At 59.2% G+C, this 13,268-nt stretch carries 15 protein-coding genes; 3 read left to right on the top strand and 12 right to left on the bottom strand.

The window, feature by feature from the left end:
- Positions 1 to 7 precede the first annotated feature (7 nt).
- The 4 genes from tusC to fkpA all read right to left on the bottom strand — a co-directional run bounded on the left by tusC (position 8) and on the right by fkpA (position 2,492).
- Complete coding sequence (tusC, locus tag K7H94_RS01410) at positions 8 to 367, bottom strand: sulfurtransferase complex subunit TusC (RefSeq protein ID WP_021507459.1); 360 nt, start codon at positions 365 to 367, stop codon at positions 8 to 10.
- Complete coding sequence (gene tusD, locus K7H94_RS01405; RefSeq protein ID WP_021507458.1) at positions 367 to 753, bottom strand: sulfurtransferase complex subunit TusD; 387 nt, start codon at positions 751 to 753, stop codon at positions 367 to 369. The genes tusC and tusD overlap by 1 nt, the downstream gene beginning before the upstream one ends.
- Complete coding sequence (locus tag K7H94_RS01400) at positions 753 to 1,475, bottom strand: helix-turn-helix transcriptional regulator (RefSeq protein WP_021507457.1); 723 nt, start codon at positions 1,473 to 1,475, stop codon at positions 753 to 755. Before K7H94_RS01400 ends, tusD begins: the two co-directional genes overlap by 1 nt.
- Positions 1,476 to 1,661: 186 nt before the next feature.
- Positions 1,662 to 2,492 (bottom strand): FKBP-type peptidyl-prolyl cis-trans isomerase, encoded by an 831-nt coding sequence (gene fkpA / locus K7H94_RS01395; RefSeq protein ID WP_021507456.1) that lies wholly within the window; start codon positions 2,490 to 2,492, stop codon positions 1,662 to 1,664.
- 280 nt (positions 2,493 to 2,772) lie between these two features.
- On the opposite strand from fkpA, the gene K7H94_RS01390 reads away from it, so the two are divergent.
- On the top strand, positions 2,773 to 2,991 hold the full coding sequence (locus K7H94_RS01390) for a SlyX family protein (protein ID WP_010616434.1): 219 nt from the start codon (positions 2,773 to 2,775) through the stop codon (positions 2,989 to 2,991).
- A 55-nt stretch (positions 2,992 to 3,046) separates the two neighbouring features.
- Here K7H94_RS01390 and slyD read toward each other — a convergent pair whose 3' ends face one another.
- The 4 genes from slyD to kefG all read right to left on the bottom strand — a co-directional run bounded on the left by slyD (position 3,047) and on the right by kefG (position 6,398).
- A complete protein-coding gene (gene slyD, locus K7H94_RS01385; RefSeq protein ID WP_021507454.1) occupies positions 3,047 to 3,610 on the bottom strand; it encodes a peptidylprolyl isomerase in 564 nt (187 codons plus the stop codon).
- Positions 3,611 to 3,805: 195 nt separating this feature from the next.
- A complete protein-coding gene (locus K7H94_RS01380; protein ID WP_021507453.1) occupies positions 3,806 to 4,000 on the bottom strand; it encodes a YheV family putative zinc ribbon protein in 195 nt (64 codons plus the stop codon).
- Between the two features lie 44 nt (positions 4,001 to 4,044).
- The gene (gene kefB / locus K7H94_RS01375) at positions 4,045 to 5,847 is read right to left on the bottom strand and encodes a glutathione-regulated potassium-efflux system protein KefB (protein WP_021507452.1); all 1,803 of its coding nucleotides are present in this window, start codon (positions 5,845 to 5,847) and stop codon (positions 4,045 to 4,047) included.
- Positions 5,847 to 6,398, bottom strand: a complete 552-nt coding sequence (gene kefG / locus K7H94_RS01370; protein ID WP_021507451.1) for a glutathione-regulated potassium-efflux system ancillary protein KefG — start codon at positions 6,396 to 6,398, stop codon at positions 5,847 to 5,849. The genes kefB and kefG overlap by 1 nt, the downstream gene beginning before the upstream one ends.
- Positions 6,399 to 6,512: 114 nt before the next feature.
- Here kefG and K7H94_RS01365 point away from each other — a divergent pair, with 114 nt between their 5' ends.
- Positions 6,513 to 8,417 carry an ABC transporter ATP-binding protein gene (locus tag K7H94_RS01365; RefSeq protein WP_021507450.1) on the top strand — a complete coding sequence of 635 codons (1,905 nt, stop codon included), beginning with the start codon at positions 6,513 to 6,515 and terminating at the stop codon, positions 8,415 to 8,417.
- 212 nt (positions 8,418 to 8,629) lie between these two features.
- Here the strand turns inward: K7H94_RS01365 and tauD are convergent, their stop codons facing one another.
- Genes tauD through tauA form a run of 4 tightly spaced genes read right to left on the bottom strand, consistent with a single transcriptional unit; the run spans position 8,630 to position 12,051 of the window.
- Complete coding sequence (gene tauD, locus K7H94_RS01360) at positions 8,630 to 9,469, bottom strand: taurine dioxygenase (protein WP_222951546.1); 840 nt, start codon at positions 9,467 to 9,469, stop codon at positions 8,630 to 8,632.
- Positions 9,466 to 10,296 (bottom strand): taurine ABC transporter permease TauC, encoded by an 831-nt coding sequence (tauC, locus tag K7H94_RS01355; protein WP_021507448.1) that lies wholly within the window; start codon positions 10,294 to 10,296, stop codon positions 9,466 to 9,468. The genes tauD and tauC overlap by 4 nt, the downstream gene beginning before the upstream one ends.
- Positions 10,293 to 11,060 carry a taurine ABC transporter ATP-binding subunit gene (gene tauB, locus K7H94_RS01350; RefSeq protein WP_222951545.1) on the bottom strand — a complete coding sequence of 256 codons (768 nt, stop codon included), beginning with the start codon at positions 11,058 to 11,060 and terminating at the stop codon, positions 10,293 to 10,295. Before tauB ends, tauC begins: the two co-directional genes overlap by 4 nt.
- A gap of 10 nt (positions 11,061 to 11,070) precedes the next feature.
- Positions 11,071 to 12,051, bottom strand: a complete 981-nt coding sequence (gene tauA, locus K7H94_RS01345; protein ID WP_040679688.1) for a taurine ABC transporter substrate-binding protein — start codon at positions 12,049 to 12,051, stop codon at positions 11,071 to 11,073.
- Positions 12,052 to 12,286: 235 nt separating this feature from the next.
- Here tauA and K7H94_RS01340 point away from each other — a divergent pair, with 235 nt between their 5' ends.
- Complete coding sequence (locus K7H94_RS01340) at positions 12,287 to 13,267, top strand: LacI family DNA-binding transcriptional regulator (protein WP_021507445.1); 981 nt, start codon at positions 12,287 to 12,289, stop codon at positions 13,265 to 13,267.
- The last annotated feature ends 1 nt before the right edge of the window (position 13,268 follow it).

The raw sequence follows: 13,268 nt of genomic DNA, 5'->3' as shown, positions 1-13,268 counted from the left end.
TCAGTTCTCAGAAACGGAGGATACGGTCATAAGTTGCCAGCGTCTGGCGCAGCGCGGCAGGTTCCAGCAGCTGCGCATCCAGCACGCGCGCTGCCGTGAGACTCTGGCCACGTGCCAGCAGTGACGCCTGACAGATATAGCAGCGATCAATGTCGTATAACGCCAGCACGCCAAAGGTCGCAATATAGTCACGCGCCAGAATCTGCGCCGGCTGCTGATCGCGGTTGAGCTGCAGCACGCCGTCGCCAATAAAGAACAGGCCGATATCCTCGCTCAGCGCGCCGGTCGCCAGCACGGCATCCAGCCCTTCCCGGCCAGCACTGCTGCCGTGCGGAGCCTGCGTAAAAAGAAACGCCACGCGGTTCATCAGAACTGCACCAGGCGATCGCAGCTCAGCGCGGCTTCCGCCAGCGCGCCCAGGCCGCTAAGGGTAAATCCGGGCTGCAGATTGCTGCCCGCCAGCTGCAGGCGCGCTGCCTCCTGCGCATCGGTCACGCCGCGCCGCAACGCGGCTGCCACACAGATATTCAGTGCCGCGCCACTGTCGTCGCGCAGCTGCTGCCAGGCGCGCACCATGTCCACTTCATCGCTGGCCGGCGCGCTGAGCTGGTTAGCATTCAGCACGCCTTCGCGGTAAAAGAACACGCTTTCCAGCTGATGTCCCTGTGCCAGCAGCGCACGGGCAAACAGCAGCGCGCTGCTGGCGTGCTGTGTGCCGTAAGCCGGCCCGGTTACCAGCAGCGTGTAGCGCATTAGCGATCCTGCCCCTGCAGATCGCCACTCTTAAACTGGCGGATATACAGATACACGGTGTGCTTAGAAATATTGAGGCGATCGGCCACCTGATTAATGGCGTCCTTAATATCGAAAATGCCCTTCTCGTACAGATTGAGGACGATCTGGCGATTCTTGGCGTTATTCGACACGTTGCGGTCGGCGCTCACCTCTTCAATAGTGAACTCCAGCGTCTGGGTGACCAGATCCTCTACCGAGCTGGCAAAGTTGACGTTGGAATCCACCTGCTGCGTTTCCGGCGGCATGAAAGTCGACATAATCTGCGAAAACGGTACGTCCAGGTTCATATTGATGCACAGCAGGCCAATCACCCGCTGCTGCCGGTTACGAATCGCAATGGTTACCGACTTCATCAGTACACCGCTTTTGGCTCGCGTGAAGTAGGCGCGCGACACATTGCTCTCCGCGCCGTGCATATCATGCAGCATGCGCAGCGCCAGATCGGTAATCGGGGAACCCACTTTGCGGCCGGTATGTTCGCCGTTGGCGATACGCACGGCGGAGCATTTAAGATCTTCCAGCGAGTGCAGCACGATTTCGCAGTGCGAGCCAATCAGCATCGCCAGACCGTCGACCACCGCTTCGTAGGATTTAAGAATATCGTAGTCTGCTTGTTCGAACGGACGCTGCTCCAGTAAATCGAAGTCAGTCAGTTCGCCGGGATTGAATGGATTAGACATCGAAGACATTACCCTAAATGGCTGGAGCCTGTCTCGACAGCATTGGGGCAGACTCATCTTATGATCATTGTGCAGGCGCTAGTCTGGCAAATGTCGCCGTTTTTAGCCAGAGCTTTACTCATCGCGCCGCAAATTCAGGATGAGCGAAAACAAAACCGCCGCCCGAAGGCGGCGGTGCAAGTCAGCTTACTGCGCTTTCTTGTCAGCAGCGGCCGGAGCCTGCGCTTTCTCATCGGCTTTCGGCGCTGGCTTGATGTCGAGCAGCTCAACATCGAACACCAGCGTTGAGTTGGCCGGAATACCCGGTACGCCGTTTTTGCCGTAAGCCAGGTTCGGTGGGATCACCAGCTTGATCTTACCGCCTTTCTTCACGTGCTTCAGACCTTCGGTCCAGCCCGGGATTACGCCGTCCAGACGGAACGACAGCGGCTCGCCGCGCGTGTAAGAGTTGTCGAACTCGGTGCCGTCAATCAGCGTACCTTTGTAGTTAACCACTACGGTATCGCTGTCTTTCGGGGTCTCACCGCTGCCCTCTTTCTCTACCTGATACAGCAGGCCAGATTCGGTTTTCTTCACGCCCTTCTCTTTGGCGAACTTGTCCGCGTAAGCGGTGCCTTTGTCGGCATTCTCTTTCGCGTCTTTTTCCATCTTCGCCTGAGCGGCCCCTTTCACGCGGCCTTCAAACGCCTGCAGCGTCTGCTCAATCTCTTCGTCAGACAGCTTGCTCTTGCCGCCAAACGCATCCTGAACACCGGCAATCAGCTGGTCTTTGTCCAGTTTGATACCCAGTTTCTCCTGCTCCTTCAGAGAGTTGTCCATGTAGCGACCCAGGGAGGCGCCCAGCGCATAGGCTGACTGCTGGTCTTCGTTTTTGAAGGCAGCATTTTTCGGCGCCTGTGGCGCAGCCTGCGCTGCGTCAGCCGGTGCCGCAGTGGTTTCTGCTGCCATTGCCAGCGGTGCATTCAGCGCGACGGCCATGGTGGTAGCTAACAATGTGACTTTAAACAGTGATTTCATCCTTTCTCCAAAACCGAAGCTTCAAAACCTCGGGAATCATTGCGGACAGTGGCCCACACTATAACTTTACGTGGCAGTGGCGAACACTCCCACAGTGTAATTACCCGGTCAACCTCCGACCTTTTTTGCTTCAGGAAGTTTCATCAGAGATATAGGCGCAACGCGGGAATTCAATGCATACGCCAGACCGAAGGTGAAATATCAGGTGATTCTGACACGAAAGACCGTAGAATCACGCCCGACAAGATCAACGCGCAGCACCGTGACAGGAGGAGTGATGATGCAACAACCAGAATGGGATCAACGCCTTGAGGCGCTGGAGAGCAAGCTGGCTTTCCAGGAACATACCATTGAGCAGCTCAATCAGACGGTGGTTCAGCACGAGCTGGAAATGAGTAAACTGCGTGAGCAGGTGCGTCTGCTGGTGGATAAAGTGAAGGCCGCCGCCCCGTCCATGGTCGCTTCGCAAGCGGAAGAGACCCCGCCGCCGCACTATTAACATCGCGTGCTTTGCTGCCCAATAAAAAGGCCACCCGCAGGTGGCCTTTTTACGCTTAGTGGTTGCAGCCACAACCACCGTGGCCGCCGCAGCCGCCGTGACCGTGCTCATGATCGTGACCATGGTCGTGGTCATGATCGTGATGATGGCCGTCAGCGCCATGAACGTGGCCGTGAGCGATCTCTTCTTCCGTGGCTTCACGGATAGCAACCACTTCTACATTGAAGTTCAGGTTCTGACCCGCCAGCATGTGGTTACCGTCAACCACCACGTGCTCATCTTCCACTTCGGTGATCTCGACCGGCACCGGGCCCTGGTCGGTTTCTGCCAGGAAGCGCATGCCAACCTGCAGCTCGTCAACGCCCATGAACACGTCTTTCGGTACACGCTGCACCAGGTTGTCATCGTACTGGCCGTACGCGTCGTTTGCCGGGATATGCACGTCAAACTTGTCGCCGACCGCGTGATTTTCCAGCGCTTTTTCCAGACCAGAAATCAGGGAACCATGACCGTGCAGATAATCCAACGGCGCACTCACCGGTGACTCGTCAACCAACACACCGTCTTCGGTACGAACCTGATACGCCAGGCTCACCACCAGGTCTTTTGCTACTTTCATGATATCTCCTAACCGTTGAGAACAAAGAATCCCGTCTCATTGGTCTATTCTCGCGTGCAATAACCAACCAGAAAGGTTCAGTACTGAGGATGCCAACAGTGCTGTTGGACCATACTGCTCAGCGTTAATGGCGCCGATTGTAGCGGAATTCAATACCGCTGTAAGGCTAAGCTTAAAAAAAGCTGCGCCATCGCGCTACTCCGGATGAAAAATGCCAATCACTTGCTCAGTGCTGCGAACCTGATCGCGCGCCTGCTTGTCCGCCTCACGCATCTGGTGGCCGCACTTCACGCACTCCACCACATCGACATTATTTTCACGCCACATCGCCAGCGTGTCTTTCTCCTGACAGTGCGGACAGACCGCACCGGCAATAAAACGTTTACGCATAGTCTTTCCTGCCCGTTATCAGAACGGATACGTTAAGTGTAGCCTTACTCATCATCCCAGCCGTCAAACTGCCGTTTTTCATGCTGCATTTCACGCTGGAAAATGTCCTCCAGCTCGCGTCGCGCCTCACGCACGCGTGAAACCTGCACGCTGTCGTCGTGGCTCGGCACCAGTTCACGCAGCATGCGCATATCCAGCCGGCGGAAGTGCTGCTGCGCGCGCTGCGCCTGATGCGGATGCATGCCCAGCGATATCAGCGCTTTGCGGCCTAACTCCAGCGCGCTGGAGAAGGTTTCACGCGAGAACAGCGTGACGCCCGCCTGCAGCAGCTCATGCGCCTCGACACGACCGCGCGCCCGCGCCAGAATCTCCAGCTGCGGGAAGTGCTGCTGGCACAAGTGCACGATGGTCATCGAATCTTCCGGATCGTTACAGGTGATGACAATCGACTGCGCATTCTCCGCCCCGGCGGCACGCAGCAGCTCGAGCTCGGTGGCATCGCCATAGTAAACCTTGTAGCCATATTTGCGCATCAGGCTGACCGCCGAGATATCGCGCTCCAGCACGGTGATGCGCTTGTTGTTGGCCATCAGCAAACGCCCGACCACCTGACCAAAACGGCCAAAGCCCACCACAATCACCTGGGGCTGATCGTCCTCGACAAACGGCTTTTCGCCGTCCTCTTCCGGTTCGTTGAAGCGGCGCGCCAGAATCTTATCCACGCCCTGCATCAGCAGCGGCGTGGTCATCATCGACAGCGTCACCGTGACCAGCAGCAGCGGCAGCTGATCGCCGCTGAACAGTTTTGCCGACGACGCCGCCGAAAACAGCACGAAGGCGAATTCACCGCCCTGACTCAGCACGCCGGCAAACTGCAGACGCTCCGAACTGCGCAGGCCATAAATGCGCGCCAGCACGTAGAGCACCAGCGTTTTCACCGCCACCAGCAGTACCACGCCGATCAGAATTTCGAGGATGTGGGTATAAAGCACGCCGAGGTTGAGCGCCATGCCTACTGAAATAAAGAACAGCCCGAGCAGCAGCCCTTTAAACGGCTCAATAGCGACTTCCAGTTCGTGGCGATACTCACTCTCTGCCAGCAGAATACCGGCGATGAACGTGCCCAGCGCCATCGACAGGCCCAGCGCATCCATAAACAGCGCCGAACCGAGCACCAGCAGCAGCGAGGCGGCGGTAAACACTTCCCGCACACCGGACGCGGCGATGAAACGGAAAATCGGCCGCAGCAGATAGCGTCCGCCCACCAGCATGCCGGCGAATGCCAGCACCTTCATGCCCACCTTGAGCCAGTCGACGTGGCCACTGTCGCTGCCGGCCAGCAGCGGCACCAGCGCCAGCGCCGGAATCACCGCCAGGTCCTGGAACAGCAGCACCGAGAAGCCCAGCTGGCCCGCTTCGCTACGGTTCATGCCTTTGTCGCGCATCAGCTGCAGCGCCATGGCGGTCGAGGACATCGCCAGGCCGATACCGCCAATCACCGCGGCCTGCCAGCTGAAGTCGGTCAGCCACAGCAGCACGCCGAGAATCGCTGCCGATACCAGCACCTGCGCGGCACCGACGCCAAAAATAGAGCGCCGCAACGCCCACAGCTTGGCCGGGTTCAGCTCCAGCCCGATGATGAACATCAGGAACACCACGCCAAGCTCCGAGAAGTGCAGAATCTCGTCCACATCGCTGATGAAGCCCAGCCCCCACGGGCCAATGGCGATACCGGCCAGCAGATAGCCCAGCACCGCACCAATGCCGAGCCGGGCGGCAATCGGCACCACCAGCACCGCCGCCACCAGATAAATCACGCCGGCGGTGAGTAACGTTTCGCCTTGCATCACACTCCTCCGTTCGGCAGCGGTGACGCCAGCCAGTCGCCATAGGCGCGCGCAAAGTTGCGCAGCACCTCGGGTGTCTGACGACGCGCCCAGTAAATCACCATCGGCGTCAGCCAGTGCATGCGACACATCTGCGCCGTCAGCTCAAACGGTCGCATAATGTCGCTCATCGGGTAGCGATTGAGGCCGCTGTGGTGATACGCCGTCTCCGGCTCACCGGTGGTCACCACGCTGCGCCAGTATTTGCCTTCCAGCGCATTACCGTCCTGGCCACTGGCAAAGCCGCGCGACAGCACGCGATCCAGCCACTCTTTCAGCAGTGCCGGACAGCTATAGGTATAAAGTGGATGCTGAAACACCACGATTTGATGGTCGCGCAGCAGTTGCTGCTCGTAATGAATATCAATAAAGAAATCCGGATAGTGGGCGTATAAATCGTGCACCGTGACGTGGTCCAGTTCCATAGCCGACTGCAGCAAAACCCGATTAGCAATCGAATCCTGTGATTCCGGATGGGCGTAAAGCAGCAATATTTTGGGCGGCTGCGACATCGTTCCCCTCCAAAGCGTCGTCACCGCGGCGGAATTCCGCTACCATGCTCGACGCAACAAACATTATCGAATTATGTTGCCGATAAATTAACATATTCTGACGATACGGCGCCTATGATTGTCTTTTCCGCATTACAAATCCGTCGCGGCACTAATGTGCTGCTGGATAACGCAACGGCCACCATTAACCCGGGGCAAAAAGTCGGCCTGGTGGGTAAAAACGGCTGCGGTAAATCCACGCTGCTGTCACTGCTGAAGGGTGAAATCAGCAGCGATGCCGGCAACGTCACCTTTCCCGGCAACTGGGCGCTGGCGTGGGTGAATCAGGAAACCCCGGCGCTGAGTAAAGCCGCGCTGGAATATGTTATCGACGGCGACCGCGAATATCGTCAGCTCGAATCCGAATTAGCGGCAGCCAATGCGCGCGACGATGGCAACGCCATTGCGCTGCTGCACGGCAAGCTGGACGCTATCCAGGCGTGGAGCATACACGCACGCGCCGCCAGTCTGCTGCACGGATTGGGCTTCAGCCAGGAACAATTAATGCGGCCGGTGAGCGATTTCTCCGGCGGCTGGCGTATGCGTCTCAACCTTGCTCAGGCGCTGGTATGCCGTTCCGACCTGCTGCTGCTCGATGAACCGACCAACCACCTTGATCTCGACGCAGTGATCTGGCTGGAGCGCTGGCTGAAGAGCTATACCGGCACGCTGATCCTGATCTCGCACGACCGCGACTTCCTCGACCCGGTGGTGGACAAAATCATCCATATCGAACAGCAGACGATGTTCGAATACACCGGCAACTACAGCTCGTTCGAGCGTCAGCGCGTAGCCAAACTGGCGCAGCAACAGGCGCTGTACCAGAGTCAGCAGGAAAAAGTCACCCACCTGCAAAAGTACATCGATCGCTTCCGCGCGCAGGCCACCAAAGCCAAACAGGCGCAGAGCCGCATCAAGATGCTGGAGCGCATGGAGCTGATTGCCCCGGCGCACGTCGATAACCCGTTCAGCTTCAGCTTCCGCGCGCCAGAAAGCCTGCCTAACCCGATCCTGAAAATGGAGCAGGTTTCGGCGGGTTACGGTGAGCGGGTGATTCTGGATGCCATCAAACTCAACCTGGTGCCGGGTTCGCGCATCGGCCTGCTGGGGCGTAACGGTGCCGGTAAATCCACGCTGATCAAACTGCTGGCGGGCGAGCTGGAGCCGCTGGCGGGCAAGGTGGGTCTGGCGAAAGGGATCAAGCTGGGTTACTTCGCGCAGCATCAGCTTGAGTATCTGCGCGCCGATGAGTCGCCGCTGCAGCATCTGGCGCGCATCGCCCCGAAAACGCTGGAGCAGCAGCTGCGTGACTACCTGGGCGGCTTTGGTTTTCAGGGCGATAAAGTCAGCGAAGCCACCGAGCGTTTCTCCGGCGGCGAGAAAGCGCGGCTGGTGCTGGCGCTGATCGTCTGGCAGCGGCCGAATCTGCTGCTGCTCGACGAACCAACCAACCACCTCGATTTGGATATGCGCCAGGCGCTGACCGAAGCGCTGATCGACTTTGAAGGCGCACTGGTGGTGGTGTCGCACGATCGTCATCTTCTGCGTTCAACCACCGACGATCTTTACCTGGTGCACGACCGCAAAGTGGATGTGTTCGAGGGCGATCTGGACGATTATCAGCAGTGGCTGAGCGACCTGCAGAAGCAGGAAACGCAGCAGGATGCCGCGCCGAAGCAGGACAACGCCAACAGCGCGCAGTCCCGCAAAGATCAGAAGCGCCGCGACGCCGAGCTGCGCGCGCAGACGCAGCCGCTGCGCAAAGAGATCGAAAAGCTGGAGAAGCAGATGGCCAAATGGCAGACGCAGCTCAGCGAAGCCGAAGCACAGCTGGCCGACAGCGCCATTTACGAGCAAAACCGTAAGGCCGATTTAACCGCCGCCCTGCAGCGCCAGGCGGAGAGCAAATCGGCGCTGGAAGAAGTCGAAATGGCGTGGCTGGAGGCGCAGGAGCAGCTGGAGCAGATGCTCGCGGGGTAAAGGTGCGCGATGATGTCATAGAGGGTGCGCGATGATGCCCTCACCCTGACCCTCTCCCACAGGGAGAGGGAATAAACCTTACTCCCGCGCTGGAACAGCCTCCTCCCACTGGAGAGGGAACAAACCTTAATCCGCCTTACCTGCTACGCACGGTCGGCCCCCTCTCCCGCTGGCGGGAGAGGGTTGGGGTGAGGGCAATCAACGCTCCGAAATCACACCGGCACATCCCCTAACACCGTCGCGCGATGCATCACGCGCCGCGCCGGATAATAATCCGCGTTGGCATAATGCTGCGTCACGCGGTTATCCCAGATTGCCACGTCGTTCGGCTGCCAGCGCCAGCGCACCTGAAACTCCGGTTTGGTGGCGTGCGCAAACAGATAGCCCAGCAGCGCCTCACTCTCCTTCTCGCTTACGCCCAGCAGCCTGGTGGTAAAACCTTCATTAACAAACAGCGCCTTGCGTCCGCTCACCGGATGGGTGCGGATCACCGGATGCTGCACCGGCGGATGCTTCGCCACGGCCTGCTGCCAGCGCTGATGCTCCTCTTCCGTCTTACGGTACTTATACTCCTGGAACGATTTCTTAAAGTCGTGCTCCGCCTGCAGGCCACTCAGCAGCTGTTTGAACGGCTCTGACAGCGCCTCGTAAGCGGCAATCCCGCTGGTCCACAGCGTATCGCCACCGCTCTCCGGCAGCAGCTTTGAGGCCAGAATGGCGATCGCCGGCGGCGTCTGAATAAAGGTGACGTCGGTATGCCAGTTATCGTTGTCCGGCGGATTATCCTGATGCGTATCCAGCACGATAATCTCTTCCACGCCTTCGGCATGCGGATAAACCGGATGAATGTGCAGATCGCCGAAGCGGATCGCCAGCGCGCGCTGCTGCTCCGGCGTAATACGCTGAACGCGCAGAAACAGCACCTGATGACGCAGCAGACCGTGGTAAAGCTGCTCAAACTGCGCGTCACTCAGCGGACGGCTGAGATCGACATCGCTGACCTGCGCCCCGATATACGGACCCAGCGCGGTAAAATTCACTCGTTCGTTCATTGCTGTTCTCCATTCCAGGGCGTCAGTCGGCGCTGTAGCGCACGTAAACCCAGTTCTAAACTAAAGGCAATCAGGGCGATCACCGCGATGCCCGCCAGCACCACATCAGTGGCGAGAAACTCGCCGGCCGACTGCACCATAAAGCCCAGCCCGCGCGTCGCGGCAATCAGTTCGGCCGCCACCAGCGTGGACCAGCCCACGCCAAGACCAATGCGCAGTCCGGTGAGAATCTCCGGCAACGCTCCGGGCAGAATGACAAAACGCAGCAGCTGCCCGCGCGTCGCCCCCAGCGCCTGAGCGGCACGGATCCGCACCTGCTGCGTATTCTTCACGCCGGCCAGAGTGGATAAAGTCACCGGCGCGAAAATTGCCAGATAAATCAGTAAAATCTTTGAAGTTTCGCCAATGCCAAACCAAATCACCATCAGCGGTAAATAGGCCAGCGGCGGTACCGGTCGATAGAGTTCAATCAGCGGATCGAGCAGCCCGCGTACCGCCGGGCTAAGCCCCATGGCAATGCCCACCGGAATGCCGATCAGCGCGGCAAAGAACAGCGCCACCAGCATGCGCGTCAGGCTGGCACCAAGGTGCTGCCATAGCGTGGCATCCATAAAGCCCTGCGGACCGGCAATAACCAGCAGCTTATGCAGCACCTGCTGCGGCGGCGGCAGAAACAAGGGCGCAATCAGCCCCAGCGCGGTCACCCCCCACCACAGCAGCAGCAGCACGGCCACGCTCAGCAGGCTCAGCGACAGCTGGCGGGAAAAGGGCCAGCGCAGGCGACGAACGCGGGACGTCCGGCGCTTGTCATCAATAACGGCACTCATACAAACGCCTCCCGCTGCGCGAACACCTGGTTCAGGACATACTCACGTCGTTCGATAAATGCCGGATCGGATTTGATGCTGCGGCACGGCTCGCCCGCGGCGAAGCGCTGACCAAAGTCGAGCTTCAGCCGCTCCACTACGCGACCCGGCCCCGGCGACAGCAGCACCAGTTCGCTGGCGAGAAAGACGGCTTCTTCGATGTCATGGGTGATCAGCAGAATCTGCTTGCCGGTATCGCGCCATAACGTCAGCAGCAGCGTCTGCATCTGCTCGCGCGTGAAGGCATCCAGCGCACCGAACGGCTCATCTAACAGCAGCAGCTGCGGATCAGCGGCCAGCGCACGGGCAATCCCCACGCGCTGACGCTGACCCCCAGAGAGCTGCCAGATAAAACGCTTTTCTGCGCCCTCCAGCCCGACCTTACGGATCAGACGGCGGGCGATAGCGTGCCGTTCAGCTTTTGCCATGCCCGCCAGCTGCAGGCCAAACGCCACGTTATCGATGACGTTACGCCACGGCAGTAGCCCTTCGTTCTGAAAGACCACGCCGCGCTCTGCGCCCGGTCCGCGTACCGGCTTGCCATCCAGCGTGATACTGCCGGACTCCAGCGGCAGAAAGCCGGCGATCAAGTTCAGCAGCGTGGTTTTGCCACAGCCGGACGGCCCCAGCACCACCAGCAATTCGCGGCTGGCCAGCTGCAGATTGATATCCTGCAGCGCCGGTTGCCCGGTGTAACGTGCGTTGAGATGGGTGATGCTGAGCATAAGGCCTCCGTTATTTGGCTAAGGGGGCAACAAAGCGCGTGGTGACAAAGCTGCTGTAGTCACTGGCGGCATCCGGCACTTTGCCCTGCTCTTTCAGAAACTGTGCGGTATCGACAATCGCCTTGTTGACTGGTTTGCCCAGCTGTTCCACCTGCTGCTGCGCCGTCAGGTAGGTATTGCCTTTCACCAGTCCGGGGACGTCACTTTCCGGCACGCCGCTCAGGCGCGACAGCTTGCTGAGGTTATCCGGCTGCTGCAGCCACTGTTCCGGGTTGGCGATATAGGCCTGCTGCGCGGCAATCGCGCTACGGGCGAAAGCGGTGACCACTTCAGGATGCTGCCGGGCAAAATCCTTGCGCACCACCCAGACGTCGAGCGTCGGTGAGCCCCATTGCCCGACCTGCGACGAGTCGGTCAGCACCTTGCCGTCTTTCTCCAGTTCATTGACGGCGGGTGCCCAGACGTAAGCGCCGTCGATATCACCGCGCTGCCAGGCAGCAATGATCGCCGGCGGCTGCAGATTGACCAGTTGCACCTGGGTGGGTTTGATGCCCCAGTGTTTCAGCGCGGCCAGCAGGCTGTAATGGGTGGTGGAGATGAAGGGAACGGCAATGCGTTTGCCGATCAAATCTTTAGGCGAGCTGATGCCTTTTTTCACCACCAGCGCTTCAGAATTGCCCAGCTGTGAAGCCAGCAGGAAAGCTTCAATCGGCAGCTGTTGCGTGGCGGCCACCGCCAGCGGGCTGGAACCGATGTTGCCAATTTGCACATCGCCCGAGGCTAACGCACGCAGGACGCTGGCGCCGCTGTCGAATTTGCGCCAGTCAACCGTGGCACCGCTCTCTTTGGCAAAGGTATTGTCAGCCTGCGCCACTTTGGCCGGTTCCGCCGACGTCTGATAAGCCACGGTCACATTGACCGCCTGCGCCTGAAAGGTCATCAGCGCTAACGCGGCTGCTACCGCGCTTATTGTTTTGGTTACTGCCATCATCATGCACCCCAATGTTGAGTCGTGACGGCAGTGTCGCCAGCAGCAATGATTTCATAAAGGAATTAAAAATTATCCCTAATAAAAATCGGTTCTTAGATCAACATCGGTTAACGCTATGCAAAAAGTGCAAATACAAAACCGCTGGTTCGGAACAAATATGTCAGGCGCTCACATGCCGACTGTGGTATTGATCTCGTCTTGATTTTTTCCCCCTTTTACAGCGGTACTGGCCTCCATGTCGATTGAGAAAGTTGCGCGCCTCGCGGGCGTGTCGAAAGCCACGGTTTCACGGGTGTTGAACCAGCATCCTGGCGTCCGGCCAGATACGCGTAAACGGGTGCTGGCCGCCATTAATGTGTGCGAATACCAGCCCAACCTGCTGGCGCGCCAGCTGCGTACCGCGCAAAGCAACATGTTGCTGGTGCTGATTTCCGATATCACCAATCCGTTCTGTTCACGGGTGGTGCAGGGCATCGAGGCGGAGGCCGAAGCGCACGGCTATCACATCCTGTTATGTAATTCCGCGTCACAGCTGCGGCGCGAAACCGCCTATCTGGCACTGCTGGCCGGCAAAGTGGTGGATGGGGTGATCACCATGGACGCCGCGGCCTGCCTGCAGGGACTGAAAGAGTTGATTGGTGATGCGCCGTGGGTGCAGTGTGCGGAGTACGATCCCTCGGTGAACGCCTCCAGCGTCACCATCGATAACCGTCAGGCGGCCTATGACACGGTGCATTATCTGGCCGGCAAAGGGCGTCAGCGCATTGCGCTGGTCAACTGTGATATGCGCTATCTCTATTCGCACCAGCGCGAAAGCGGCTATCGCGACGCCATCACGCAGCTGGGGCTTGACTGGCACGGCGTCGCTTACGCCAGCGACATCTCCTGCGAAGCGGGCAGCGCGGCGCTGCGCGAACTGCTAACACAGCCAGAGCGGCCGGATGCGGTGTTTGCGGTATCAGACGTGCTGGCGGTTGGCGTGATTCACGCTGCTCTGGAGGCCGGACTGCGCGTGCCAGAGGATCTGGCGGTAGTGGGTTTTGACGGCATTCCGTTCACCAGCAGCATCAACCCGCCGCTGACCACCATTGCCCAGCCGATGAACCAGATGGGTGCCCGCAGCGTGCAGCTGCTGCTGGCGCGCATCCGTCAGCGCCAGGCGGCAGTGGTGCATGAAGTGCTGCCATGGACGCGTATTGAGCGCGCCTCCAGCTGAC

The organism is Pantoea dispersa (genome assembly GCF_019890955.1).
In the GTDB taxonomy this organism is placed as follows: Bacteria; Pseudomonadota; Gammaproteobacteria; order Enterobacterales; family Enterobacteriaceae; genus Pantoea; species Pantoea dispersa.
The sequence above is the reverse complement of the archived record's forward strand: the minus strand, read 5'-3'. Positions and strand labels throughout refer to the sequence as shown.

Coding starts and splice junctions, on each gene's coding strand:
- fkpA (WP_021507456.1), bottom strand. CDS start 2,492: ATGAAATCACTGTTTAAAGTCACATTGTTAGCTACCACCATGGCCGTC.
- tusD (WP_021507458.1), bottom strand. CDS start 753: ATGCGCTACACGCTGCTGGTAACCGGGCCGGCTTACGGCACACAGCAC.
- kefG (WP_021507451.1), bottom strand. CDS start 6,398: ATGTCGCAGCCGCCCAAAATATTGCTGCTTTACGCCCATCCGGAATCA.
- K7H94_RS01380 (WP_021507453.1), bottom strand. CDS start 4,000: ATGCGTAAACGTTTTATTGCCGGTGCGGTCTGTCCGCACTGTCAGGAG.
- K7H94_RS01400 (WP_021507457.1), bottom strand. CDS start 1,475: ATGTCTAATCCATTCAATCCCGGCGAACTGACTGACTTCGATTTACTG.
- K7H94_RS01340 (WP_021507445.1), top strand. CDS start 12,287: ATGTCGATTGAGAAAGTTGCGCGCCTCGCGGGCGTGTCGAAAGCCACG.
- kefB (WP_021507452.1), bottom strand. CDS start 5,847: ATGCAAGGCGAAACGTTACTCACCGCCGGCGTGATTTATCTGGTGGCG.
- tauB (WP_222951545.1), bottom strand. CDS start 11,060: ATGCTCAGCATCACCCATCTCAACGCACGTTACACCGGGCAACCGGCG.
- K7H94_RS01390 (WP_010616434.1), top strand. CDS start 2,773: ATGCAACAACCAGAATGGGATCAACGCCTTGAGGCGCTGGAGAGCAAG.
- tauD (WP_222951546.1), bottom strand. CDS start 9,469: ATGAACGAACGAGTGAATTTTACCGCGCTGGGTCCGTATATCGGGGCG.
- tauC (WP_021507448.1), bottom strand. CDS start 10,296: ATGAGTGCCGTTATTGATGACAAGCGCCGGACGTCCCGCGTTCGTCGC.
- tusC (WP_021507459.1), bottom strand. CDS start 367: ATGAACCGCGTGGCGTTTCTTTTTACGCAGGCTCCGCACGGCAGCAGT.
- K7H94_RS01365 (WP_021507450.1), top strand. CDS start 6,513: ATGATTGTCTTTTCCGCATTACAAATCCGTCGCGGCACTAATGTGCTG.
- tauA (WP_040679688.1), bottom strand. CDS start 12,051: ATGATGGCAGTAACCAAAACAATAAGCGCGGTAGCAGCCGCGTTAGCG.
- slyD (WP_021507454.1), bottom strand. CDS start 3,610: ATGAAAGTAGCAAAAGACCTGGTGGTGAGCCTGGCGTATCAGGTTCGT.